The 22,494-nt window shown below is 59.3% G+C and carries 16 protein-coding genes; 7 read left to right on the top strand and 9 right to left on the bottom strand.

All coding sequences use genetic code 11. The features are described 5' to 3' along the window. The first annotated feature begins 697 nt into the window (after nucleotides 1-697). The 3 genes from secA to aceB all read left to right on the top strand — a co-directional run bounded on the left by secA (nucleotide 698) and on the right by aceB (nucleotide 7,527). On the top strand, nucleotides 698-4,135 hold the full coding sequence (gene secA, locus AC6H1L_RS05375) for a preprotein translocase subunit SecA (RefSeq protein WP_497600508.1): 3,438 nt from the start codon (nucleotides 698-700) through the stop codon (nucleotides 4,133-4,135). Nucleotides 4,136-4,421: 286 nt separating this feature from the next. Further along, nucleotides 4,422-5,735 carry an isocitrate lyase gene (gene aceA, locus AC6H1L_RS05370; protein WP_497601513.1) on the top strand — a complete coding sequence of 438 codons (1,314 nt, stop codon included), beginning with the start codon at nucleotides 4,422-4,424 and terminating at the stop codon, nucleotides 5,733-5,735. A gap of 193 nt (nucleotides 5,736-5,928) precedes the next feature. Further along, nucleotides 5,929-7,527: a malate synthase A gene (gene aceB, locus AC6H1L_RS05365; protein WP_497600507.1), complete on the top strand. Its 1,599-nt coding sequence runs from the start codon at nucleotides 5,929-5,931 to the stop codon at nucleotides 7,525-7,527. A 123-nt stretch (nucleotides 7,528-7,650) separates the two neighbouring features. Here aceB and AC6H1L_RS05360 read toward each other — a convergent pair whose 3' ends face one another. From AC6H1L_RS05360 to thrS, 3 genes are all read right to left on the bottom strand, one after another. Further along, the gene (locus AC6H1L_RS05360; RefSeq protein ID WP_497600506.1) at nucleotides 7,651-8,190 is read right to left on the bottom strand and encodes a GrpB family protein; all 540 of its coding nucleotides are present in this window, start codon (nucleotides 8,188-8,190) and stop codon (nucleotides 7,651-7,653) included. After that, nucleotides 8,187-8,864, bottom strand: coding sequence for a nucleoside/nucleotide kinase family protein (locus tag AC6H1L_RS05355; RefSeq protein WP_497600505.1), 678 nt, complete (start codon nucleotides 8,862-8,864; stop codon nucleotides 8,187-8,189). The genes AC6H1L_RS05360 and AC6H1L_RS05355 overlap by 4 nt, the downstream gene beginning before the upstream one ends. A gap of 184 nt (nucleotides 8,865-9,048) precedes the next feature. Then, on the bottom strand, nucleotides 9,049-10,848 hold the full coding sequence (thrS, locus tag AC6H1L_RS05350) for a threonine--tRNA ligase (RefSeq protein ID WP_497600504.1): 1,800 nt from the start codon (nucleotides 10,846-10,848) through the stop codon (nucleotides 9,049-9,051). 873 nt (nucleotides 10,849-11,721) lie between these two features. On the opposite strand from thrS, the gene AC6H1L_RS05345 reads away from it, so the two are divergent. Beyond that, nucleotides 11,722-12,774 (top strand): Rpn family recombination-promoting nuclease/putative transposase, encoded by a 1,053-nt coding sequence (locus tag AC6H1L_RS05345; protein ID WP_497600503.1) that lies wholly within the window; start codon nucleotides 11,722-11,724, stop codon nucleotides 12,772-12,774. An 88-nt stretch (nucleotides 12,775-12,862) separates the two neighbouring features. Here the strand turns inward: AC6H1L_RS05345 and AC6H1L_RS05340 are convergent, their stop codons facing one another. The 5 genes from AC6H1L_RS05340 to AC6H1L_RS05320 form a co-directional block, all read right to left on the bottom strand. Then, nucleotides 12,863-13,837 carry a DMT family transporter gene (locus AC6H1L_RS05340; protein WP_497600502.1) on the bottom strand — a complete coding sequence of 325 codons (975 nt, stop codon included), beginning with the start codon at nucleotides 13,835-13,837 and terminating at the stop codon, nucleotides 12,863-12,865. Nucleotides 13,838-14,140: 303 nt separating this feature from the next. Further along, nucleotides 14,141-15,406 carry an ornithine cyclodeaminase, nickel-pincer nucleotide-dependent gene (locus AC6H1L_RS05335; RefSeq protein ID WP_497600501.1) on the bottom strand — a complete coding sequence of 422 codons (1,266 nt, stop codon included), beginning with the start codon at nucleotides 15,404-15,406 and terminating at the stop codon, nucleotides 14,141-14,143. Between the two features lie 208 nt (nucleotides 15,407-15,614). Further along, nucleotides 15,615-16,178: a CRISPR-associated protein Cas4 gene (gene cas4 / locus AC6H1L_RS05330; RefSeq protein ID WP_497600500.1), complete on the bottom strand. Its 564-nt coding sequence runs from the start codon at nucleotides 16,176-16,178 to the stop codon at nucleotides 15,615-15,617. 169 nt (nucleotides 16,179-16,347) lie between these two features. Then, on the bottom strand, nucleotides 16,348-16,764 hold the full coding sequence (locus tag AC6H1L_RS05325) for a hypothetical protein (protein ID WP_497600499.1): 417 nt from the start codon (nucleotides 16,762-16,764) through the stop codon (nucleotides 16,348-16,350). Nucleotides 16,765-16,866: 102 nt separating this feature from the next. Further along, complete coding sequence (locus AC6H1L_RS05320) at nucleotides 16,867-17,502, bottom strand: HD domain-containing protein (RefSeq protein WP_497600498.1); 636 nt, start codon at nucleotides 17,500-17,502, stop codon at nucleotides 16,867-16,869. A gap of 367 nt (nucleotides 17,503-17,869) precedes the next feature. On the opposite strand from AC6H1L_RS05320, the gene rpsU reads away from it, so the two are divergent. Then, complete coding sequence (gene rpsU, locus AC6H1L_RS05315; RefSeq protein ID WP_052890055.1) at nucleotides 17,870-18,058, top strand: 30S ribosomal protein S21; 189 nt, start codon at nucleotides 17,870-17,872, stop codon at nucleotides 18,056-18,058. A gap of 344 nt (nucleotides 18,059-18,402) precedes the next feature. Here rpsU and AC6H1L_RS05310 read toward each other — a convergent pair whose 3' ends face one another. Next, nucleotides 18,403-19,422 carry a dipeptide epimerase gene (locus AC6H1L_RS05310; protein WP_497600497.1) on the bottom strand — a complete coding sequence of 340 codons (1,020 nt, stop codon included), beginning with the start codon at nucleotides 19,420-19,422 and terminating at the stop codon, nucleotides 18,403-18,405. Nucleotides 19,423-19,885: 463 nt separating this feature from the next. Between AC6H1L_RS05310 and AC6H1L_RS05305 the strand changes: the two genes are divergently transcribed. Further along, nucleotides 19,886-20,410 carry an NUDIX domain-containing protein gene (locus AC6H1L_RS05305; RefSeq protein WP_497600496.1) on the top strand — a complete coding sequence of 175 codons (525 nt, stop codon included), beginning with the start codon at nucleotides 19,886-19,888 and terminating at the stop codon, nucleotides 20,408-20,410. A gap of 176 nt (nucleotides 20,411-20,586) precedes the next feature. Beyond that, on the top strand, nucleotides 20,587-21,738 hold the full coding sequence (locus AC6H1L_RS05300) for a ScyD/ScyE family protein (protein ID WP_497600495.1): 1,152 nt from the start codon (nucleotides 20,587-20,589) through the stop codon (nucleotides 21,736-21,738). Nucleotides 21,739-22,494: the final 756 nt, after the last annotated feature.

The raw sequence follows: 22,494 nt of genomic DNA, 5'->3' as shown, positions 1-22,494 counted from the left end.
TACTCAGAGTAGGTAAGTTCAGCAGCCAACAGGGAACAGGGCAGGGTGGTCCCTGGCTCTTCGCGAGGGCGGTGCAGTGGTTGCCTTATACTGGGCCATCGCCTCCTTTCATGGTGGTCATTGCCTTGCCGCCTTACTTGATTGGTGGCTGCTCATGCCACAGAGGGCAGGCGGCAGCGGCACGCCAGGCGCTGGAGACGGTGTCATGAATTGGGGTAGGCAGGCATAGCAGACAACGGAGGAAGGGGAACTGCAGGGGCAGGCGCTGGAAGCCAGCCAGCAACATCCTGGCTAGCCAGTCAATCAGCCGGCAATCGGCGCGGCTACCAGTGGCCCATCTGGTAGCCTGACCTGGCCAATTACTCGCCCTGTTCTCCTCTAGAGCTGCTTACGCCGCTGGAACCTGAAACAGTCCGCGAAGCGGCTGAGCTTTGCAAGAGAGCAGAGAGCGGCTTACTCTGGCCGTTCCTTCCCTCCCTGTCGTAGAGCCTTATTACTATAGAGTGTGGCATTACCCGCAGGCACCTGTCAAGATGGCCACTGCCACCAGCGGGGCGCCTCGCAGAGACAGGGTGTGATATAATGAATAAGAACACGGGCCGGTCAAGTGGTAGCATCGCCGTCAGAGGGCACCCCGCCAACACCAGCCAGGGATACGGACGACCATGCCAGCCGGGCTGCAGGAGAAGAGAGCGACATGCAACTGTTAACGAAGATTCTGGGAGATCCCAACCAGCGCGAACTCAAGCGTATCCAACCGATTGTTGATCGGATCAACGCGCTCGAACCCGAGATTCAGAAGCTCAGCGACGAAGAGCTAGCAGCCAAAACAACCGAATTCCGCGCACAGCTTGCCCTCCATCTCAAAGGAGGGCGTGTTTTAGAGGACGAACTACTGAAGCTCTTCCGCGAGGCGGTGACCAGCGTTGATCGACTGGCCGGACGCTGCAGCGACGAGCAGCTCCGTGAAGCCATCACCGACTACCGCCAGAAGCTTGACCGGCGACGCGATGAGGAGGAGGTCCTGCGTGACCGGCTGGCTGACGTTCTTGATGAGCTGTTTGAGGCTGGCTACGAGCGGCTTAACCCGACGCTGAACGCCTTGCGGGTTGAGGCGGTCATGGATCTGGTGGAAGAGCGGCAGATCTGGCCGGAGGAAGCGCCCAACCCTCAAGAGGCCATCATGGCCTTGCTCCAGGAAGTAGAGCCGGATCTAGCGCAACTGCCGGAGGAGGAGCGTCAGCAGGCTTTTGCCAAAGCCTGGGCCATTTTTGAAGACGAGCGCCGACGGGCTCGCAATCCCGATGATGAGGCAGATGAACGTCTGGAGCGGCTGCTCAGCCGCATTCTTACCTATCTGCACCCGGAGCTGGTTGCCTGCAAGGCTGAGGCCATGCAGGCCCTAAGCGAGGACCTGGCGCGGCGCTATCGCAACAAGGGCAAGACCCTTGACGATCTCTTACCCGAAGCTTTTGCCGTGGTGCGCGAAGTGGCGCGGCGTGTCCTCAACATGCGCCATTTCGACGTCCAGCTCATCGGCGGCGTCGTGCTCCATCAGGGTAAGATCGCCGAAATGAAGACCGGCGAAGGCAAAACCCTGGTCGCCACCTTGCCCGTCTATCTCAATGCCCTCACCGGCAAGGGCGTCCATGTCGTCACCGTCAATGACTACCTGGCGCGCCGTGATGCCGAGTGGATGGGGAAGATCTACCGTTTCCTGGGCATGAGCGTGGGCGTCATCGTCAACGCTGTCGAGCCGCAAAGTCCCGAGCGACGTGCCGCCTATGCCGCCGACATCACCTACGGGACCAACAACGAATTCGGCTTTGACTATCTGCGCGACAACATGGTCACCGACCTCAGCCAGTTGGTGCAGCGCGAGTTAAACTATGCCATCGTCGATGAGGTCGATAATATCCTGATCGATGAGGCGCGCACGCCGCTCATCATTTCTGGCCCTGGCCCTGAATCGACCGATCTCTACGTCAAGTTCGCTCGCCTGGTGCCGCGGCTCAAGCCCGAGGTCGACTATACCGTCGACGAGAAAACGCGCTCGGTCATGTTGACCGATGAGGGCATCGAGAAGATGGAGCGCATGCTTGGCACGCAGAACCTCTATGCGGAGGAGCATCTTGATCTGACGCGCTACCTCGAGAATGCCCTCAAAGCGCACGTGCTCTTTAAGCGCGATCGAGATTACATTGTCAAAGACGGCCAGGTGATCATTGTTGACGAATTCACCGGGCGGCTGCTGCCGGGCCGACGCTACAGCGAAGGGTTGCACCAGGCGATCGAGGCCAAAGAGGGGGTACAGGTCCAGCGCGAGAACCACACCTATGCGACGATCACCTTTCAGAACTACTTCCGCCTCTATCGCAAACTGGCGGGCATGACCGGTACAGCCATCACCGAGGCGGAGGAATTCCACAAGATCTACAAACTGGACGTGGTCGTCATCCCGCCCAACAAGCCGATGATCCGCCAGGACCTGCCCGACCTCATCTATCGGACCGAAGAGGCCAAGTGGCGCGCTGTGGTCAGAGAGATCAAAGAGCGCCACGCGCGTGGTCAGCCAGTTCTAGTCGGAACGACCTCGGTCGAGAAATCTGAGCATCTCTCGCACCTGCTCTCGCTGGAAGGCATCCCCCACAATGTCTTGAATGCCAAGCACCACGAGCGCGAGGCTCAGATCATCGCCCAGGCCGGGCGCAGCGGGGCCGTGACCATTGCCACCAATATGGCCGGGCGCGGGACTGATATCCTCCTCGGCGGCAACCCCAGCAGCTACTTTGATGCTGTTCTGCGTAAGCATGCCGAGAATGTCTCCTACATTCGGGAGATGCCGGAAAACACGCCAGAGGAGCGTGAAGAGAAAGAGGAGGCTATCCGGCAGTATATTGAGGGGATGACCGAGGAAGAGAAAAACGAGATCCTCCAGAAACTGATTCGAGAGTGCGAAGAGGATCACCGGCGAGTTGTTGAGTTGGGCGGCCTGCACGTCATAGGCACCGAGCGTCACGAGTCGCGGCGCATCGATAACCAGCTTCGTGGCCGTGCAGGGCGCCAGGGAGATCCTGGCTCCTCGCGCTTCTACCTCTCGCTGGAGGACGATCTCCTGCGCCGCTTCGGGGCCGATCGTGCTTCATGGCTCATGGAGCGCGCCGGCATGGACGAAGATACGCCGCTGGAGAGCGCCCTGGTGACCCGCTTCATCGAGCAGACGCAGGCGCGCGTCGAGGGCTACAACTTCGACATCCGCAAGCATGTTGTCGAATATGACGACGTTATTGCCAAGCAGCGCGAGGTCATCTATGCGGACCGGCGGGCCGTCCTTGAGCAGGCCGACATGCACGGGCGCATTCTAGAAATGATCCGCAACGAGATTGCGGCCCTCGTTGATCGCTGCATTCCCGGCCAGGCCATCAACGATGAGAGTGAACTAGAGCTGCTCTTTACTCAGGTAGAGCGCTGGGTCCATGTTCCCGAAGACTTCCTGCCGGAGAACCTGCACGCTCTGCGCAAGGACGAGCTGAAGGAGCGCCTGAGCGAGCTGGTCATTGAGCACTATGAGGCCCAGGGGCGTCGCCTCGATGAACTGGCAGAGGAGCATGGGAGGCAAGGCGTACCCAGTCTGCGCGATCTGGAGCGGACTATCACGCTGCAGGTCGTTGATCGCCTCTGGATGGATCACATCGATGCCCTCGACGTGATGCGCTCCGGCATCCAATTCCGCGCTGTGGGCCAGCGGGACCCCTTGACCGAGTTCAAGAACGAAGCCTATCGCATGTTTGAGGAGCTGAAGCGCGCCATCCAGCACTATATCGTCGACGGACTGCTCAGAATGCTGCGCGGCGAGATCACAGTCACTGTGCAACGCCCGCAGCCAAAGCCGCGTCAGTTGCCGCGCAATCTGCGTACCAACGTCGACGAGATCGCGCGCCTCAGTGGCCAGGCCAAGAGCGATGGCAACGGTGCCCGCCCGCGTGCCAGCAGTGGCCGGCGCCAGGCTCGCGGCGGCACGGCGGTCGCCAGCGCTCCCGCCTCGCAGCCGATGGCACCGCCGCGCAAGATCGGGCGCAACGATCTCTGCTACTGTGGCAGTGGCAAGAAGTACAAGAAGTGTCACGGCGCCTAGCCCGGCCTGATCCGGCCTGAGCTGAGCGCCTTTCTCCTGTGAGGGAGTCGGCTCGTCGCCTCGCTTCAGCCTGAAGGACGGGCCGGCTCCCTATCTTTCTCTGTGCAACCTATAAGTCTTTGGTTATCGAAAACCTTACCAGCTTTTAACTTATTTCATGGCAACTTCGCCTGTTCGTGTGTTATCCTTGTTATAGAGCGAGCGGGCCCCATAGATCTATAGGTCAAAACTTATCGAAGCGCTTCTGGAGAGAGGAGCAGAGATCCTGATGAGCAGTCAATATACTATGAATGGCAATGGTGCACATGGAAAGCGGCAGACGCCCTACAGTGGTCCCAGCGCCGAAGAGCTGGAACGTTCCTGGCGCGAAGACCCGCGCTGGCAAGGCATCAAGCGGCCCTATAGTGGTCAGGATGTTGTGCGTCTGCGCGGCTCCATTCAGATAGAATACACCTTAGCGCGTATGGGAGCCGAGCGGCTCTGGGAGCTACTGCACAGCGAGCCGTACGTGGCGGCGCTGGGCGCTCTCACAGGCAACCAGGCGGTTCAGCAAGTCAAAGCCGGGCTCAAAGCCATCTATCTCAGCGGCTGGCAGGTTGCTGCCGATGCCAACCTGGCGGGGCAGATGTATCCCGACCAGAGCCTCTACCCCTCCAACAGCGTGCCGCATGTAGTCAAGCGCATTAACCAGGCGCTGCAGCGAGCCGACCAGATTCAGCAAGCCGAAGGGAAAGGGGACATCTACTGGTTTGCCCCGATCGTTGCTGATGGCGAGGCGGGCTTTGGCGGACCGCTCAACGTCTTTGAGCTGACCAAAGCCATGATCGAAGCTGGAGCGGCGGGTGTTCACTTTGAGGACCAGCTTGCCTCAGAGAAGAAGTGTGGTCACCTGGGCGGCAAGGTCCTGATCCCCACGCGCCTGGCCATTCGCAATCTCATTGCGGCCCGTCTCGCGGCGGACGTCATGGGGGTGCCGACGATTCTCATTGCGCGCACCGACGCTAACGCGGCCACCCTCATCACCAGCGACGTTGACCCGGCTGATCATCCCTTCCTCACGGGCGAGCGCACCCCGGAGGGCTACTTCCGCACGCGTCCTGGCCTGGAGGCGGCGATCGCCCGCGGGCTGGCCTATGCTCCCTACGCTGATCTCATCTGGTGCGAGACCTCCGAACCGAATCTGGACGAGGCGCGGCGCTTCGCCGAAGCCATCCACGAAAAGTATCCTGGCAAGCTGCTGGCCTACAACTGTTCACCTTCGTTCAACTGGAAAAAGAAGCTCGATGCCCACACGATTGCCACCTTCCAGGAAGAGCTGGGCAAGATGGGCTACAAATTCCAGTTTGTGACCCTGGCTGGCTTCCATGCCCTCAATCACAGCATGTTCAAACTGGCGCTGGGCTATCGCCAGCGCGGCATGGCCGCCTATGCCGACCTCCAGGAAGAAGAATTCGCCCTGGAGCGCGAGGGCTATACCGCCACGCGCCATCAGCGCGAGGTCGGCACCGGCTACTTTGACGAGGTAGCGATGGTCATCTCCGGCGGCCAGGCTTCGACCGTGGCCCTGGCCGGTTCGACTGAAGCAGAACAATTCCACTGATCTCTCTTCATCCAACCATCCATCTTCTGGTCACTCCTGACGGGTAGCGGCGAACGCCGACGCGCTTGAGCGTGCCTGCACCGATGTCGTACAATGGGGGGGAAAACGACGGAGGCTGGTGGGCGCGTTCAGGCGCGTCAGGCGTGTCAGGCGTGCCCCCATTGTTGACAGGCAGAAAGGCGAAGCGAAGCAGATGACGAAGCAGAGCTATCCAGACGGGCTTGAGATCAAAGCACCGGTTCCGCCCGAATACGCAGAGATTCTGACACCAGAGGCATTGCACTTTGTGGTGACGCTGGTGCGCGAATTCGGGGGGCGTCGTGAGGAGCTACTGCGCAAGCGTGTCGAGCGGCAGGCGGAAATCGACGCCGGCAAGCTCCCCGACTTCCTGCCAGAGACGGCCCATATACGTGAAGGAGACTGGACGATCAATCCCGTTCCTGCTGACCTGCAAGACCGGCGCGTGGAGATCACCGGCCCTGCTGAGCGCAAGATGATTATCAACGCACTCAACTCAGGGGCCAAGGTCTACATGGCTGACTTTGAGGATGCCCTCAGTCCCACCTGGGCCAACCTCGTGCAGGGGCAGATCAACCTGCGCGACGCCGTCCGGCGCACCATCAGCTATGTCAGTCCCGAGGGCAAGCAGTACCGCCTCAACGAGCAGATCGCCACTCTGGTGGTACGGCCTCGCGGCTGGCATTTGCCGGAGAAACATGTCTTGCTCGATGGCAAGCCCATTTCCGGCAGCCTCTTTGATTTCGGCCTCTATTTCTTCCACAACGCGCGCGCCTTGCTGGAGCGCGGCACCGGCCCCTACTTCTATCTGCCGAAGCTGGAAAGCCACCTGGAGGCGCGGCTGTGGAACGATGTCTTTTTGCTGGCGCAGGAGCAGCTTGGGATTCCGCGCGGGACGATCAAGGCCACGGTGCTGATCGAAACGATCCTGGCGGCTTTCGAGATGGATGAGATCCTCTACGAGCTGCGCGAGCACTCGGCGGGTCTCAACTGCGGGCGCTGGGATTACATTTTCAGCGCTATTAAGAAGTTCCGCAATCATGAGCAGTTCCTCTATCCCGATCGGGCCCAGGTGACGATGACGACGCCCTTTATGCGGGCCTATACGCTCCTAACTATCAAGACCTGTCATCGGCGCAATGCTCATGCCATCGGTGGCATGGCGGCCCAGATCCCCATCAAGAACAATCCGGCGGCCAATGAGGAGGCGATGGAGCGCGTGCGTGCCGATAAGCGGCGCGAGGCGACCGATGGCCATGATGGCACCTGGGTGGCTCATCCTGGGCTGGTGCAGGTGGCTCAGGAGGAGTTCGATCGCGTGATGCCGCAGCCGAACCAGATCGAGCGCAAGCGTGAGGATGTGCATGTGACCGCTGCCGATCTGCTGCGTGTCCCCGAGGGGACCATTACGGAGGGCGGTCTACGGACTAACATTAGCGTGGGCACGCAGTACCTGGAGGCCTGGCTTGGCGGCCTGGGCTGTGTCCCCATCTACAATTTGATGGAGGATGCGGCCACCGTCGAGATCTCGCGTTCACAGATCTGGCAGTGGGTCCATCATCCGCGCGGCATCCTGGACGATGGGCGCAAGGTGACACTAGAGCTAGTGCGCCAACTGGCCCGCGAAGAGCTGGAAAAGATCAAGGCGGCTGTCGGCGAGCAGACCTATCAGGCGCGTCGCTACGAGCAGGCCTATGGTCTCCTTGATCGCATTATCGCCAATCGCGAGTTTACAGAGTTTCTGACTCTGCCGGCGTACGAGCTCATCGATTGATGAGCCTGCCGATAGATGCGGGAGGAGGGAGAAGATCCCTCCTCTCGCTTGGTTTTGGAATCTCCTGGGCTGCCAGGTTGCTCAATCAATAGGGCCGGCGGCCTATTCCATAGCATATGATGGTTATTCTGGCAGGCGCCCGCTAGCCGACCAGCGGGCAGCCTCGCTTTCGACTCGCCTGATGAAGGCCGTTTTCGCCTCGGTATAAGCGGCGACATCGTTGGCGAAGCGCGCGGCCAGCTCCTGTTTCAGAAGGGCATACTCCTGAGCCGTGGCCGGGTGCGCGCGCAAATAATCGCGAAAGAGCAGGTGACGCCGCCAGAAAGAACTGTCGTATACGACCATGTGCAGATGATGCGTATCTTTCTCGCCGTGGACCTTGCGGAAATAGCGCCGTTCGGGAATAAAGCGCTCAGCCTCTGGCACATACTCGTAGCCGAGAGCGCGCAGCGGCTCACGACAGTGAACGGCGTGCGAGAGATGGCGCACGGCCACCATGATATCAATAGTGGGCTTGGCTGCCAGTCCTGGGACAGCAGTGCTGCCGATATGCTCGACTGCCAGCAGCCAGAGACCAATGGCCTCAAGCAGGCGTTGGCGCTCAGCGGCATAGGCTGCGGGCCACTGAGGATCATAGTCGACCAGAATAACGCGACGGCTCATGCAGAGCGGAACCTTTCCAGCAGCGCCCAAATCTGGGCCTGGATCTCCTCCGGTGAGCGCAACCTCTCCTGCTCATCGACACAGGAGATGCGCTCCCAGGGGCCATCGAGACAAGCGCTCGCGAGCTGCTCGTAGACCTCGGCGCAACGTGCCAGGTAAGCGCTGTTCTCCTCATGGATATCGCGAGCGCTGCCTGTGCTCTCCTGCTGCGCGCGTCTCATCAGCAGTCTGATAGCGACCATCACCGGCAGCCGCAAATAGAACGTCAGCGTTGGACGAGGCAGCCCGAACACCTCATACTCCAGATGCATCAGCCAACTGAGAAAAGCTGAACGCTCGGCGCCATCGAGGCGGGCCCCCTGATGAGCCAGATTCGAGGCCACATAGCGATCGAGGAGCAGCAGATCGCACTCTGCAGCCAGGCGGCGCAGCAGGTCCAGGCTTTCCAGCCGGTCCCCAGCGAAGAGCAAAGCCGCCGCGCTCGGCGGCACCATCTCCAGGGGTCCGAAATCGCCGCGCAAATAAGCGGCCGCGCAGCGCCCAAAAACCGTCTCAGTATAGCGAGGAAACGACAGACTGGCCACGCGCAGACCCTGACGGCGGGCCTGCTCCTCCAGCAGACGTAGCTGCGTTGTCTTGCCAGCCCCATCGATCCCCTCGAAGACCACTAACATCAGAAGGCAAGCTCCTTTCTCCGGCGCTCCGCCGTTGCCCAGCCGCTGCTAACAATCAGCCACTCAGGCTGATCTCAAGAGGGCAGGGACAGGGCACGCGCTGCGGCACCACCTGCCAGCCAAGCCGAGCCTGAACAGATGGAAGCCGCAGCGTCAACCTGCTCCTTTCCTATCCTAACCAGCTTCAGAGATCACGGCTGCGTGTTCGGATGATCTCCGTAATATGCGCCACAAACTCAGCCAGCGGCTGGGCGCCGCGGTTCTCGTTCGTTCGCAGACGCACGGCCACGCTCTCGCTGGCAGCCTCCTTATCGCCCACCACCAACATATAAGGGATCTTTTGCAGCTGCGCATCGCGGATCTTGGCATTCATCCGCTCGTTGCGGGCATCGAGCTCGGCGCGCACACCGGCGCCCTTCAGTACCGCCAATACCTTCTGAGCGTACTCCAAGTGGCGGTCGGCGATCGGAATAATGACCGCCTGCACCGGCGAGAGCCAGACCGGGAAAGCGCCGGCGAAATGCTCGATCAGCATCGCCATAAAGCGCTCCGTTGATCCCGTTACCGCGCGATGGATCATCACCGGACGATGGGGGTGACCATCCTCGCCGATATACTCCAGCTCGAAATTCTCCGGTTGCACAAAGTCGAGCTGGATCGTCGCGCACTGCCACTCGCGGCCCAGGGCGTCGCGCACCATAAAATCCATCTTTGGACCATAGAAAGCCGCCTCGCCAATACCCTCACGGTACTCGATACCGCGGTGCTCCAGGGCAGCGCGCAGCGAACTCTCAGCCAACTCCCAGACCTCATCGCTGCCCACGTAGTCCTCTTTCTTATTTGGATCGCGCAGCGAAAGGCGAATCCAGTAGTCATTGAGGCCGTAGGTATTGAAGACCTCCAGCGTCAGATTGACAGCGCGGTCGAACTCTTCCTGAATCTGGTCGGGGCGCAGAAAGACATGGGCATCATCCTGCGTCAGGCTGCGCACGCGCGCCAGACCCGTCAATACGCCCGGCTTCTCGTAGCGGTAGAGCGTCGCAAATTCAGCGTAGCGAATCGGCAGCTCACGGTAGCTATGTAACTGCGACTTATAGAGCAGAATGTGATGAGGACAGTTCATCGGCTTCAGCACATACGCATCGTCCTCCGATAGCTCCTCCTCACCCTGCATGACTGGGAACATATTTTCGCGATACGTATACCAGTGCTTCGATGTCTTATAGAGGCGCACCTTGCCCAAGTGGCCCGTCCAGACATGCTGGTAACCGTAGCGCTCCTGCGTTTCGCGCACATAGGACTCCATCAGATGGCGCAGCATCTCACCATGAGGCAAGAAGAGCGGTACTCCGGCAGGAACATCCTCGCTCATCAGGAAGAGCCTCAGCTCGCGACCCAGTTTGCGGTGATCGCGCTTCTGCGCCTCTTCGAGGCGCCAAAGATACTGATCAAGTTCCTCCTGCGTAAACCAGGCCGTCCCATAGAGGCGCTGCAGCATAGGGCGATGCTCATCGCCTCGCCAATAAGCGCCAGCGACCCGCATCAGCTTGAAAGGCCCGATCTGGCCCGTGTGCTCTACGTGAGGGCCGCGACAGAGATCAAGAAAGTTCCCCTGCTTATAGATGCCGACCTCCTCGTCGGGCAGGTTCTCAATAATCTCGACCTTGTAGACCTGGCCCTTATTGCGGAAGTACTCCAGGGCTTTGTCGCGTGGCCAGCGCTCGTGGATAAAGGGATGCTTGGCCTCGATAATCCGGCGCATGCGGCGCTCAATCTCAGGGAAGTCATCGGGTGTCAGCGGGCGCGGCAGCTCGAAGTCATAATAGAAGCCATCCTCAATAGCCGGCCCAATGGCGAAACGAGCCTCGGGGAATAGCTCCTGAATAGCCTCCGCCATCACATGGGCCGCCGAATGGCGCATACGCTGGAGAGGCGTATAATTGACCGTCTCCTGAATTTCTGCTTCCACCGATTCAGCCGACATACAGTTACAAAGCCTCCTTTCCTGCCTCTAGATCAGAATAGTTCGCATGATATAGAGTGCTGCTTACGCTGACCCCGCGCGCAAGTAGGCTCAACAACAAAAAAGCCTTTCATCCCAACAGGGACGAAAGGCCTGAAGCGCTTCCGTGGTTCCACCCATCTTTCGCAAGTCAGGCGCGCCGCGCTCGGCTGGCGAAGCGGGGCAGAGTCAAGCAAGACTCTCGCCCGGCACAGCCTCTGTTGCAGACGAGCCGGGAGCCAGGAGACAGACGCGCTGACTGGCGCTTGTGCGACCGCTAACGGGGTCGAGGCGTGTACCTTACTGGCTCGGTACAGGCTAGCGAGGGGTATCCCTGCCCCGTATGCTGATGCTCCGACCCGGTTCGCGACTGACTGCTCTGCGTTGCAGGGCTACGACGGCGGATACTAAGTCGCCAGGAAACGCCAGGCCGGAGACGGGGCGAGTCTCCTTCGGGCAGGCACGCTTGCAGCCGTTGGCGTCGCCTCTCTGGATGCCCTGCGGAGGGGACATATCTCGCGTGAACGCCACTTGATCGGTCTTCTCTTGTCCTTTGTTGATTGAACGCCTGTCGCGCCTCTTGCGAGAGAGCAAACGCAGAAGCGTACCGAATGTGGGATACCACTAGCGGTACTTCTAGAAGGATAGCATATCTGCTCCCGGCTGTAAAGGGTGGCTCAGAGGCCACAGGGCATCTCCGCCTGACGGCGGCTGTGACAGTTACTCTAAATATCGTATGATTGCTTATTAATAAATTCTCACAAGATAGAGATATGGATTGACAGATGAGTCTGTATCTGCTATGATCAATTCATCAATCTTGTGGAGGAGGAGGAGGAAGAAGCGCACGAGGCGATGGGGACGACGTGGGACCTGGCGCTGAAGCGGCTCTTTGAGCTGGCGGCCCAGGATTTCGTTGAGCTTGTTTTGCCTGAAGCGCGCTATGAGCGTGATGCCTCCAGTGAATTTGTACTGGCAGATATTCCGCTCTTGAGAGAGCTGGGGGCTTTGCGGGCCGATGTGGTGAGTGCCTGCAGGCTCGCCGGCAAGCCTGTCATCGTGCATTTAGAGTTTCAAAGTAGCTCTGATGCGCGTATGGCCGAGCGCCTGCTGTTGTATAATGTTCTTGCGGACCAGCGCTATCGCTGTCCGGTCTGGTCGTGTGTGGTCTATCTTCGCCGTTGTGCCGCGCCACTCACGCCCTATCAGCGTGAGCTGCCTAACAAGAAAAAAGTTCATGAATTTCACTTCCTGGTGCTAAAGCTCTGGGATATGCCAGCGGCAGAGCTGTTACAGGCGCAGCGCTGGGGCATGCTGCCGCTGCTGCCTTTGACGCGCGAGGGGCAACGTCGTGAGCTGATTGTGGAGATGAGGCAGCGTCTGGAGCGGGCTGGGCGCTATGATCTGCTGGCCATCGGCTTCTTAATCGCCTCCCTGGCCTGGGCTGGGGCACCTGCTAGTGAGCGTCAGTGGCTAAAGGAGCAGTTTTCTATGCTGGCCGATTTCATTCAAGAACTGAAGCAGACAGACATCTATCAGATGATCCTGGAAGAGGGGTTAAAGGAGGGGCGTGAGAAAGGCCTGCAGGAGGGACGTGAGAAAGGCCTGCAGGAGGGGCGTGAGAAAGGCCTCAAGGAAGGACGTAAAGAAGGGCGTCAGCAGGAACGAGCCGAACGCCTGAACGAGTTGCGACGAATGTTGATGACCCTGGTTGCCGCTCGCTTCCCTGAGCTTAGCGAGCTGGCCAGGGAAGTAGCTGCGGGCATCAACGAACCTGCGACCTTGACCGACCTGGTGGTGAGTGTTGGTCTGGCACAAGATGGCGAACAACTGCGCCTGCAACTCCTGGAGCGGGCAAACGGCCATTCTCGCCAGCTCAATGGAGGGACCAGCCACCAGGAGCACTAAGAAGCCATCGCCTTCTCTTCTACTCTTTGCTTTATGCTTTCGCTATGCTGCTGGGGCTGGCTCCCTCCTGACTGGCGGAGCTTGGCCACTAGTCTGAGCGGCGCCAGCTCTTCAGCAGCGCTTTCAGACGCACCTCACTCATGATCATGCCCAAACAGATGCAGGCGCCTCCTATCCAGGCCAGGCCACTCAATGTCTGGCCCGCCAGCGTCCCAAAGATCCCCGCCCAGACTGGTTCACAGGCGTAAATCAAAGCGGCGTGGCTACTACTAATGTACTGTTGAGCCCAATTCATTGCCCCCATACAGAAGCCAATATCCACTACACCCATAAAGAGCACCGCCCCCCAGATCGGGGCGCTCGCTGGCAACAGCAGCCCCTCGTGAGTCAGCAGGGCTGTCATCAGGCTCAGCGCCGAAGTCGTGGCCAATTGTACAATGGCCAGATTGAGAGCATCGGCCCCCGTCACAAACTTGCTGATGCAGACGATATGCAAGGCAAACGCCACCGCGCAGCCCAGAATTAAGGCTTCGCCGAGACCAAAGCTCAAATTGAAATCCTTGTTAATCGACAGTAGCGTCAAACCCAGCAGCGAGAGCGCAAAGCCCAGGCCCGCCTCCAGCGAGAGGCGCTGACGCAGCAGCACAATCGAAAAAAGGGGTACCAGCGGAATGTACAGACCAGTAATAAAGCCTGCTTTGCTTGTAATTGTAAATTGCAGACCCAGCGTCTGCAGGGCATAGCCACTAAAGAGCAGCAAGCCAAGAATAATGCCGCTGCGCAGCTCGGAGCCGCTTAAATGACGCAGGCGGCGGCGAAAGAGCAAAGCTAGTGTTAGCGCACCAATACCAAAGTTATAGCCCAAATATGTAAAGAGGCCTACGAAGTGGATGGCGTACTTGGTTACCAGAAACGTACTGCCCCAAATCATCGTCACTACCAGGAGCAGACCATCAATACGTAGGCGCCACCATAACCCTTTTGATGGGAAAGAAGATAAAGATTGTCCAGCAGCAACCTCAGATGGGTCCTGCTGGAATGAGAGCTTTTCTTGCGGGGTCATAGTTATGAGATAGGTACCTTTCCTTCCAGGGGTCAGCCTGAGACCTATGGTTCCCGGTGTCAGCTAAGCAAGCATAGCTGCTGCCGGCCTGCCCTCCAGACTAACAGGGCGGCGCTGGACAGAGCCACGGCGGCAGCGGTGACCTGTCTAGCGAGAAGGCAGGCCATCAAGCATCAGTCTAACACAAAAGCCTCTGCTCCGTCAGCCCGATGGGGTGAGAAGGAGCAGAGGCGCATAGCTGGGCGTGTAGAAGCCTGCTGGTCATCTGTGGGAGCGGAGAAACGTCGAGGCGCGCCACCTCCGCTAGGCATGGCCCGCCTGGAGGGCTGCTGTCTCGGCGGCAGGGGCATCGGTGTCGGCGCGCAGAGCTTCAACCAGCTCGCGCAGAAACAGCTCGGCATCAGTGACCAGGCCGGCGGCCTGAAAGCTGCCGCGATCAGCCAGCTTCGTCACCACCGCCGGATTGATATCCACCACAACTGTACGCACCGTTGCGGGCAGCAGATTACCGGTAGCGATTGCATGCAACATTGAAGCCACCATGATTGCCATCTCCACGCCCTGCAAGGCTCGGCGCATCTGGCGTTGAGCTTCCTGCATATCGGTAATGACACCTGGCATCGGGCCGTCGTCGCGGATCGAACCGGCCAGCACCAGCGGCACCTTATGCCTGATGGCCTCATAGGTCAGCCCCTCACGCAGCAGACCAACCTCAACCGCCTTCTCCAGCGAACCGACTGCGCGAATAGCGTTGATCGCCCGTAAATGATTGCGGTGACCGCCCTCGACCTGCTCCCCGGTGCGTAGATCGACCCCGAGCGAGGTGCCAAAGAGCGCCGACTCTACGTCATGGGTCACGATGGCGTTCCCCCCAAAGATCACCTGCACATAGCCGCGCCGAATCAGCTCCGCCACATAGCGGCCCGCTCCCGTATGGATCACTGCCGGACCGAGCACAAAAAGGATCTTCCCTCCACGGGCCCGCGTCTCCTTCATCTGGCGCGCGATATGCTGGATCATCAAGATCTTGGCCTTCTCGGAAGAGACATCGCTCTGCATAAAGGCGAAGATCTCGCGCTCACGTGCGCGCTCAAAAGACTGGACCCGAATACCCTCATGTCCAACTACCACCTCGTCCCCGACTTCAACCTCATGCATGGGCTTGCAATAGGCACGGCGATGCTCACGGTCAATGACGATGGCCACATCCATCTCAATTTGCTCGACGTCGACCCATTGACCGCCAAGGCGTACCTGGGTTGGCAAGTTGGTCGTGGAGTAGAAGCCCTCGGGCAGTACTCCCGGCTGCTCCACGCGCGCTGTGCGCACATCATGGCCATTGACCAGCATGGCCCCGAGCTGCTGCAGCTCCGAGATGATCAGATCAAGCGTCTGCTCGTCGTCGGCCTTGACCTCCATTCGCACATAGCTCGGCTCGCTCTTATGCTTGCCGACCTGAATCTCCTGAATCAGGAAGTCGCCGCCGCGATCCATAATAATGTCCCAGGCGCGCGGCAACGTCCAGGAGTCAATGATATGTCCGCTAAGCTCGATGATTTCGCTCGCCATGAGAATGACGCTTCCCCCAAACCAAACAGAATGGAATACACGGCACCTTATTTGGTGCGCAGTCAAAAACAGGGCAAGGACGGAACAGAGAGGAAAAGAGACGACTCCGTTGCCCACCTGTGGCCCCGCGCGCTGTGCTTGGGACCAGTTTAGTGCTCCTGGGCGCACCTGTCAACTCCTGGCCCCGCCTCCTCGGCCAGAATGCTGGCTACCAGCGGCGCCCTATAGGACAAATGGTTTGAAAGGGACAGGCACGACATTTGGCCGCTTTCTGACGAGCGAGCGCAGGCGGCTGCTCGGCGCTGCAGCGCTGCATCTCTTCCAAGAGACGGATCACTTTGCGTCGCAGAGCCGGGGTGTATTCAATCGTAAATTCGTTGTCAGCGTAGCGCAGAATGCCATGCGTCGGGGGCACTGCAAAGTAGTCCTCTAGAATCAGGCAGTAGGCGCCGATCTGGACCACGTGATTGCTATATGGGGCGGTGGCATTATGCACCTGCGGCTTGATCTCGATCGGCACAGGTCGCCCATCCGGTAGCTCGACCACGTAGTCCGGTTTGCCGACCAGCGGGTAGCTGCTCGACACCAACGGCTCGCCCTGGCCATCGGCATCCTCGTAGACAAGCGTTCCTTCGGGCAGACCCAGGGCCCGCTGACGCTCTGCCAGTAAGCGGGCACGCTGGGCCGCACGCTCGTTACGCAGCAGAAGCAGGAGCGCGATGGCGCTGAGCAGGGCAGCAAGGCCAAGCGATAGCAGGATGCTATTGAGCATGATTCGTTTACCCGCCCTCTGTTGCTCAGGGCAAGCGCAGCTATTCACCCACTCACCCACTCACTCACCCGCTTAGGCTCAGAAGTGGGCCGAGGATGAGCGAGCAAGCAAGCTATCAAGCAAGCATATGCCCTCAGCCGCCCTGGCTGACGATCTCGCATCTGATCAGTCAGTGCAGAAAGACCGCTGCAGCGATCAGGGCGATGGCGCTGATGAAGAGCACGATGGCAACCAGCATGAGCCGGCGGCTACAACCGGAGAAAGGCAGGGCGCGCGCCTCAGCGTAGGCATCGTCTAGCGCCTCTGCATGCTCCCGATGCTGCTCCTGCCCATTGTCAAAGGCGCCTCGCCTCAACAGGAGCCGCTCGTGTAGCTGATACTCCGGGAGAGCTGTGGCCTGGGGGCCATGCTCGTGCTCCAGCTCTACCATGCGCGCGAATAGCTCTTCGGTATCGGCCTGGGCGGCTGGTTCGTATTGCTCATGCCACCAGGCCAGCGGGCAGTACTCGAAGGCCGCCACCTCGCTGGCGGTAAAATAGCGCTTGGATGGCTGCTTGCCTCGCGACTGGCGTTGCTCGGATCGCATAGAAACCCCTCTTGCCAGGGCGGGACGGCGCCCCTTTCCGCCTTCGCTGGCGCTGACCTTGTTCGTTCGTTTTCTTGTGCTTGCCGTCTCTCTCTACTGAACTTATTCTGAGCGAGCGGGTGGGCTGACCTGGCTGGCTTGAGCGCTGGCGGTGCTTCCATTGCTGGGACCAGTCCCGGCTAGCCCTAGCTCTTCGGCGATGCTCGACATGGCTGCAATCACGTTGCCAATGTGCTCGTCAAGCTCAACACCTAGCTCTGCCGCACCACGTATAATATCGTCACGATTGACCCCCGCAGCGAAGCCCTTCGTTTTCATCTTCTTTTTCACCGAGGAGACTTCCAGTCCAAGTATGCTCTTGTTGGGCCTTACGAGAGCGGTCGCCGTGATGAGGCCAGTGATCTCATCGCAGGCATATAGTGCTTTGGAAAGCAGATCGGTGCGCGGGTTGGTCTCGGCGTTGAGATCGTTATGGGCCAGAATGGCATAAATAATGCGCTCGTCGTAGCCGGCTTCGCGCAGCCAGCCGGCCAGGACACGAGTATGCTGCCGCAGATCAGGATATTCTTCATAGTCACAGTCGTGCAGCAGGCCTGTGATCCCCCATAGCTCTTCGTCTTGACCGTATTTGCGCGCGTAGAAGCGCATGGCGGCCTCAACGGCTAGCATATGACGCTGTAGATTGAGATTTTTAACGTGTTCGGTCATCAGGCGATAAGCATCATCGCGAGTTGGCATATGGGCAATTTCTCCAATGAAAGGATCGTGTTTCTCGCAGGTGAGTGCCCTGGGAGTTTACATTATAGCATAGGTCTCCTGTCGCGGCCTATGTGGGGCTTGCCGACGGATACGGAGGTGGGGGCCTCTGGGAAAAGCAGAGAAAAGATAGCGTCTCGCCTATCAAGTATGCTATACTGGGAGCAATCGCGGTGAGCACGCTGCTCTTAGCTCTGTTGCTGTGCAGTGCTGGCCTCGTGCTCCTCGTGAGGCTGGTTCCATTCATTGCAGCTTCTCTCATCCTTCTATTCTATGGCTGTTACCGACGGCGGGCTGCGTGCGGGCCGCTGCGGGTAGCGGCAGATCTAGATAGGGGCTGGTTTTCTCGATGAGCGAGATCAAGGTGAATCCGGGCGAACCGTTTGATGTCGCCCTCAAGAAGTTTAACCGCCGCGTGCAGCAGGATGGCATTCTCTCAGAGGCCCGCCGTCGTGCACGCTATGAGAGTCCGCAGGACCGCCGCAAACGTAAGGCGGCTAACCTGCGCCGCAAGCTCCGTCGTTCACGCCGCGGTTAGGACTGCAGACAGCCGACAAGCTTGATGCTGCCTGTTTGGCGCTTGCTTGTTGCTTACGTGCTGATGAGAGCCTTGCAGTTGCTTCTACTTCTATTATGAGGAAGGGGGAGCGGCGGGCTGTCAGGCAGAGAGAAGCGCGATCGTCTGGCATGCCACCAACTGGGCTGGTGCCCGGTCTCTCCTTCTCTGGATCTCTGTCTGTCGCTCTCCCCTTTTCCTGCCGTCACGCTCTCCCCTTCTATTTATGGATGTTTATGCGCCCGCTCTCGTCCCCCTCTGGTGAGATTGATCGGCTGCTCCTGGTCTGGAGTCGCCCCCAGCGGGCTGGCGCGCAGTCTGCCTGCTTAGCTGGATGAGTGGGGGACCACCCCCAGGCCAGGCCCCTCGGGCAAAATCAGCTTGCCTTGAATGACGCGTACGCCGCTAAAGGGATCGTTCTCGATGAGCAGGTTACCATCGAGGTCGGCGTAGTCGACGAGCGGTGTCAGGTGGGCGGCTGCTGTGATCGCCAGCGAGCTTTCGATCATGCAGCCTAGCATAACCTGCAGATGATGGGCGCGGGCTGTGTGGATCATCTTGAGGGCGTGGTTGATCCCTCCGCATTTCATCAGTTTGATATTGATGCCATCAACACAGCCGGCCAGACGCGGGATGTCTTCTAGAGAGACACAGCTCTCATCGACAATGATAGGAACAGGGATCTGCTGACGCAAGAGGCGCAGGCCCTCCCAATCGCCCGGCGCAATGGGTTGCTCGACGAACTCGATACCGTACTCGGCCAGGGCGTTGATGGTGCGAATGGCTTCTTTGACGCTCCAGCCGGCATTGGCATCGACCCGTAGCGTGGCCTGCGAGACGGCGCGAATAGCTCGTACGTTTTCGACGTCTTGCCGTGTGCCTACCTTGATCTTGAGAATGGGGTAGTCACGGGCGCGAGCCGCTTTTTCGGCCATGCGTTCGGGAGTGTCCAGGCCAATGGTGAAGGAGGTGAGGGCGCTGCGCTCGGGGTTGAGGCCGAGCAGCCGGTAAAGCGGCAGATTGAGGCGCTTGCCCATGAGATCGTAGAGCGCCATGTCGATCGCCGCTTTAGCGGCAGGGTTGTGCCCGATGAGGTGGTCAAGACGCTCAAGGATGTCTTCGATCAGAAAGGGGTCATCTCCGAGTGCTTGGGCAAAGCGCTCCAGGCAGGCGCTGACGGTGGCGGCAGTCTCGCCATAGTAGGCTGAAGGTGCGGCTTCGCCATAGCCGCTGAGGTCGTCGTAGCTAAGCGTAACAAGCAGATTTTCGGCAATTTCTTCGACACCGCGTGCGATGCGGAAAGGTGTGCTCAGCTTGAGCTGTAAAGGCTGGGTCTTGAGCTGCATGATCAGAGGCTCCTTGTGTGCTGCTGCTCTGGCTCGTGGCTGTCGAGTATTGGCCCCTCTCCTCCTGGCCTGGGCCCGGGTGCCCGCCCCTTGTTATTGGTCCTTCTCCCCGCTGATCTCTCCTGCTCGCCTGGTCTGCTTGCTGGTAGCGGCGACGCTCTTCTCCGGGCGGCCTCCGCCGGGAACCCAACACCAGCTTTGGAGGAGCGTATCTTTTTCTGAGCATAGCATATGAGACCAGAGACTGTCTGCGCTTGAACTCAGGTGGGAGATGGCTCGGTGACGAGCCTGCGACAATTTTGCGATCAGGTGCTCTGCGAATTGCGACAGAGAAAGGCTATGTTTTTCCTGTAGCGAACGAGGGCCGCTCTCCCTCTGAGCGCGCCTGACTGGTGGCCAGGACAGGCTGTCCGGGGCCTGTTCTATCTCGAAGCGAAAAGAAGAGGCAGTAAAGATAGTGTTTATGAATACAGTAAAAACAATGCTCTATGGATGGCTCAAGTATTGGGTGAGCTTCTGCTTTAACCTGGTGAATCTCTTGCTTGGTAATAAGCTGCCACCTTTCGGCAGCGCAGCGGTGGTCGTGGAGGAGCAGGGGCGCTACCTGGTGATGCTTCTCCCCAGCGGACGGGTGGTCTTTCCGGGTGGCTTTATGACCTGGCGCGAGCATCCACGTGAAGCGGCGGAACGTGAGGGGCGCGAAGAGACGGGCTTACTGCTGGAAGCCGATGATCTGATCAATTTTTATTCGCTGGTAACAACTGATTGGCGCGCTCTCAGCACAGTCAGCTTTGTCTATCACGCGCGCGTGCGCGGCGGACAGCTACGAGCTGGAATGGAAGGCCGCCCTTGCTGGCTCACAGAGGACGAACTGCGGCAACGCATGGATCGCCATTCGCTGCGCGTGCTTGATGATTACCTCAGCTATCGCCAGCGACGACGCGAGGAGTTGAGCCGTATCAAGACGCTGGTGCCTCTGGTTCGCTGAGGTCCCCTGGAGAGGGTGAGCTTCTCCCTCTCTGGGACGCCCGCCTGCCCGCGTCTGCTTGTGTTTCTTGCTCCTCTCTATAGTAGTAGTAGCAGCATAACATACGGATATATGCTTATTGAAAAGCATATATCCAATTTTTATGGTAGATAATCATGAAAATAGAGAGGAGAGAGATGAACATCACACGTGTGAGAAGGATACTTGTGAGAGCCATTGCCATCGGGCTGATCTTACCGGCGTCGCTGGTAGTGGCTCCGCCGCGGGCGCGCGCTCAGTCCCTGGCTGAGCCGCTGGGTCGGATCAGCGTCTTTGCAACCGGGTTGAACAATCCGCGAGGCCTGCACTTTGGCCCTGATGGGCAGCTCTACGTCGCTGAGGGAGGCCTTGGAGGGCAGCAGTCGACTGTTGGTCGTTGCCAGCAGGTGCCGCCGCCGATTGGCCCGTACACCGGCGGCTTCACTGCCCGCATTTCGCGCATTGACCGGCATGGGAAGCGAGTCACCCTGATCGATCATCTGCCTTCCAGTCAGACAAGTCAGGCCAGTGGGAGCACGATCAGCGGCGTCTCAGATCTGAGTTTTATCGGCCATACGCTCTATGGGCTGCTTTCGGGAGCCGGTTGCTCCCACGGTGTCCCCCAGGTGCCCAATGCTATTTTCCGCTTTGATCCGGAGCACCATCGCGTGATCTACATTGCCGATCTCAGCCATTTTCTGCAGACGCATCCGGTCAAGCATCCCGATCGGGAGGATTTCGAGCCTGACGGGACCTGGTATAGCATGGTGGCGCTCAATGGAAGCCTGTATGCGCTGGAGCCCAATCACGGCGAGCTGGATCGGATTACGCCACGTTGGCAGCATGATCGGCATGCAGGCAGCGAGATTCAACGGGTGGCGGATATCTCGGCCAGCCAGGGCCATATTGTACCGACGGCAGTGGCTTTCCATCGCGGTCTCTTCTATGTGGCTAATCTGGGTACCTTCCCTGTGCATGTAGGAACCGCAAAGCTGCTGGTTATCACTCCGCGTGGCCATGTGCGTGTCTTGATGAGCGGATTGACGGCGGTGGTTGGGCTGGCTTTCGATCGGCGAGGGCGGCTCTATGTCCTGGAGACCACGACGGCCAATAATGCTGGTCCGGTGCCGGGCACAGGGGTGATCGTGCGCGTCAGCGAGCGCGGGCGCCAGGTGCTGATCGCCTCGGGGCTGAGCTTCCCAACAGCCATGACCTTCGGACCCGATGGCGACCTCTACGTGTCGAACAAAGGGTACGGCTACGGTCCTGGCCAGGGCGAGATTCTGCGTATCCATCTCGCCGACCGTTAGCTTCCTCCTCGCCTCGCCTCTCTCCCCGACTCCCTGCCGCCAGCTCTACGAAGGAGCGAGCTGATGGCAGAGCAGGATGAGCTTGTTGCTCTCTGGGCAAAGCGGGCAAGAGTGCTGGTCGCCTGGCGTGAGGCATCCCAGGGCGCCAGGCCGGTTGCTGACCAGGCTCTTGCCTGCTTTTGGCTGTGAGACGCGGCTTTTTCCCTCTCGTCGCCCTCGCTTCAGGAAAGAATTCTTATAGTCTTACAGTCTTGAAAGGCTAGCGTTGAGGGGGAAGTGGGGAGGGCAAGCTGTGCCGGCTGGATCTCAAGAGACGGGCCTCTCAGCTTGGGAGGAGAGAAGATCGCGCGGAAACGCAAAGGGGGTAACCAGCGATGATGGTCACTTGGAATGCAGGAGTAGTTCACAGGAGCGCCGCCACTGCTCTGATGCTGCGTCTTTGACCACAGAAGGCGGGCGGCCAAAATCGGAGGAGAGCAGTGGTGAGCGGGAAGGAATAAGCAGGCGCAGATGGTTGAGAGATTACTCCTAGAATAGACGTAATATCTATACAGCTCAGCCTGTTGCAAGGCGTGAGTCAGGCACACGTTTCCCAGTTCGGAAGGAGGCAATGAAGCACAGGGAGAAACGTCGTAGCCAGCAAAAGCAGGCCTAGCGGGAAGCATTCTTCCTAAAGCTACCAGTCGGTGCCGGCTGGTAGAAGCCACTCAGTATCATCTTCTCCGTCCCGACAGGACAGAAGCCAGAAGAGAGGTT

It is taken from the genome of Thermogemmatispora argillosa, assembly GCF_059696725.1.
Note: the sequence above shows the minus strand (reverse complement) of the source record. Positions and strands in the feature narration are given on the sequence as shown.

Bases quoted from the DNA above. Each gene is read 5' to 3' on its own strand.
- AC6H1L_RS05345 (WP_497600503.1), top strand. From the start codon at position 11,722: ATGGGGACGACGTGGGACCTGGCGCTGAAGCGGCTCTTTGAGCTGGCG.
- AC6H1L_RS05355 (WP_497600505.1), bottom strand. From the start codon at position 8,864: ATGTTAGTGGTCTTCGAGGGGATCGATGGGGCTGGCAAGACAACGCAG.
- AC6H1L_RS05335 (WP_497600501.1), bottom strand. From the start codon at position 15,406: ATGGCGAGCGAAATCATCGAGCTTAGCGGACATATCATTGACTCCTGG.
- thrS (WP_497600504.1), bottom strand. From the start codon at position 10,848: ATGTCGGCTGAATCGGTGGAAGCAGAAATTCAGGAGACGGTCAATTAT.
- AC6H1L_RS05305 (WP_497600496.1), top strand. From the start codon at position 19,886: ATGAATACAGTAAAAACAATGCTCTATGGATGGCTCAAGTATTGGGTG.
- aceA (WP_497601513.1), top strand. From the start codon at position 4,422: ATGAATGGCAATGGTGCACATGGAAAGCGGCAGACGCCCTACAGTGGT.
- AC6H1L_RS05325 (WP_497600499.1), bottom strand. From the start codon at position 16,764: ATGCGATCCGAGCAACGCCAGTCGCGAGGCAAGCAGCCATCCAAGCGC.
- AC6H1L_RS05310 (WP_497600497.1), bottom strand. From the start codon at position 19,422: ATGCAGCTCAAGACCCAGCCTTTACAGCTCAAGCTGAGCACACCTTTC.
- AC6H1L_RS05320 (WP_497600498.1), bottom strand. From the start codon at position 17,502: ATGCCAACTCGCGATGATGCTTATCGCCTGATGACCGAACACGTTAAA.
- AC6H1L_RS05360 (WP_497600506.1), bottom strand. From the start codon at position 8,190: ATGAGCCGTCGCGTTATTCTGGTCGACTATGATCCTCAGTGGCCCGCA.
- AC6H1L_RS05340 (WP_497600502.1), bottom strand. From the start codon at position 13,837: ATGACCCCGCAAGAAAAGCTCTCATTCCAGCAGGACCCATCTGAGGTT.
- cas4 (WP_497600500.1), bottom strand. From the start codon at position 16,178: ATGCTCAATAGCATCCTGCTATCGCTTGGCCTTGCTGCCCTGCTCAGC.
- rpsU (WP_052890055.1), top strand. From the start codon at position 17,870: ATGAGCGAGATCAAGGTGAATCCGGGCGAACCGTTTGATGTCGCCCTC.
- secA (WP_497600508.1), top strand. From the start codon at position 698: ATGCAACTGTTAACGAAGATTCTGGGAGATCCCAACCAGCGCGAACTC.
- aceB (WP_497600507.1), top strand. From the start codon at position 5,929: ATGACGAAGCAGAGCTATCCAGACGGGCTTGAGATCAAAGCACCGGTT.
- AC6H1L_RS05300 (WP_497600495.1), top strand. From the start codon at position 20,587: ATGAACATCACACGTGTGAGAAGGATACTTGTGAGAGCCATTGCCATC.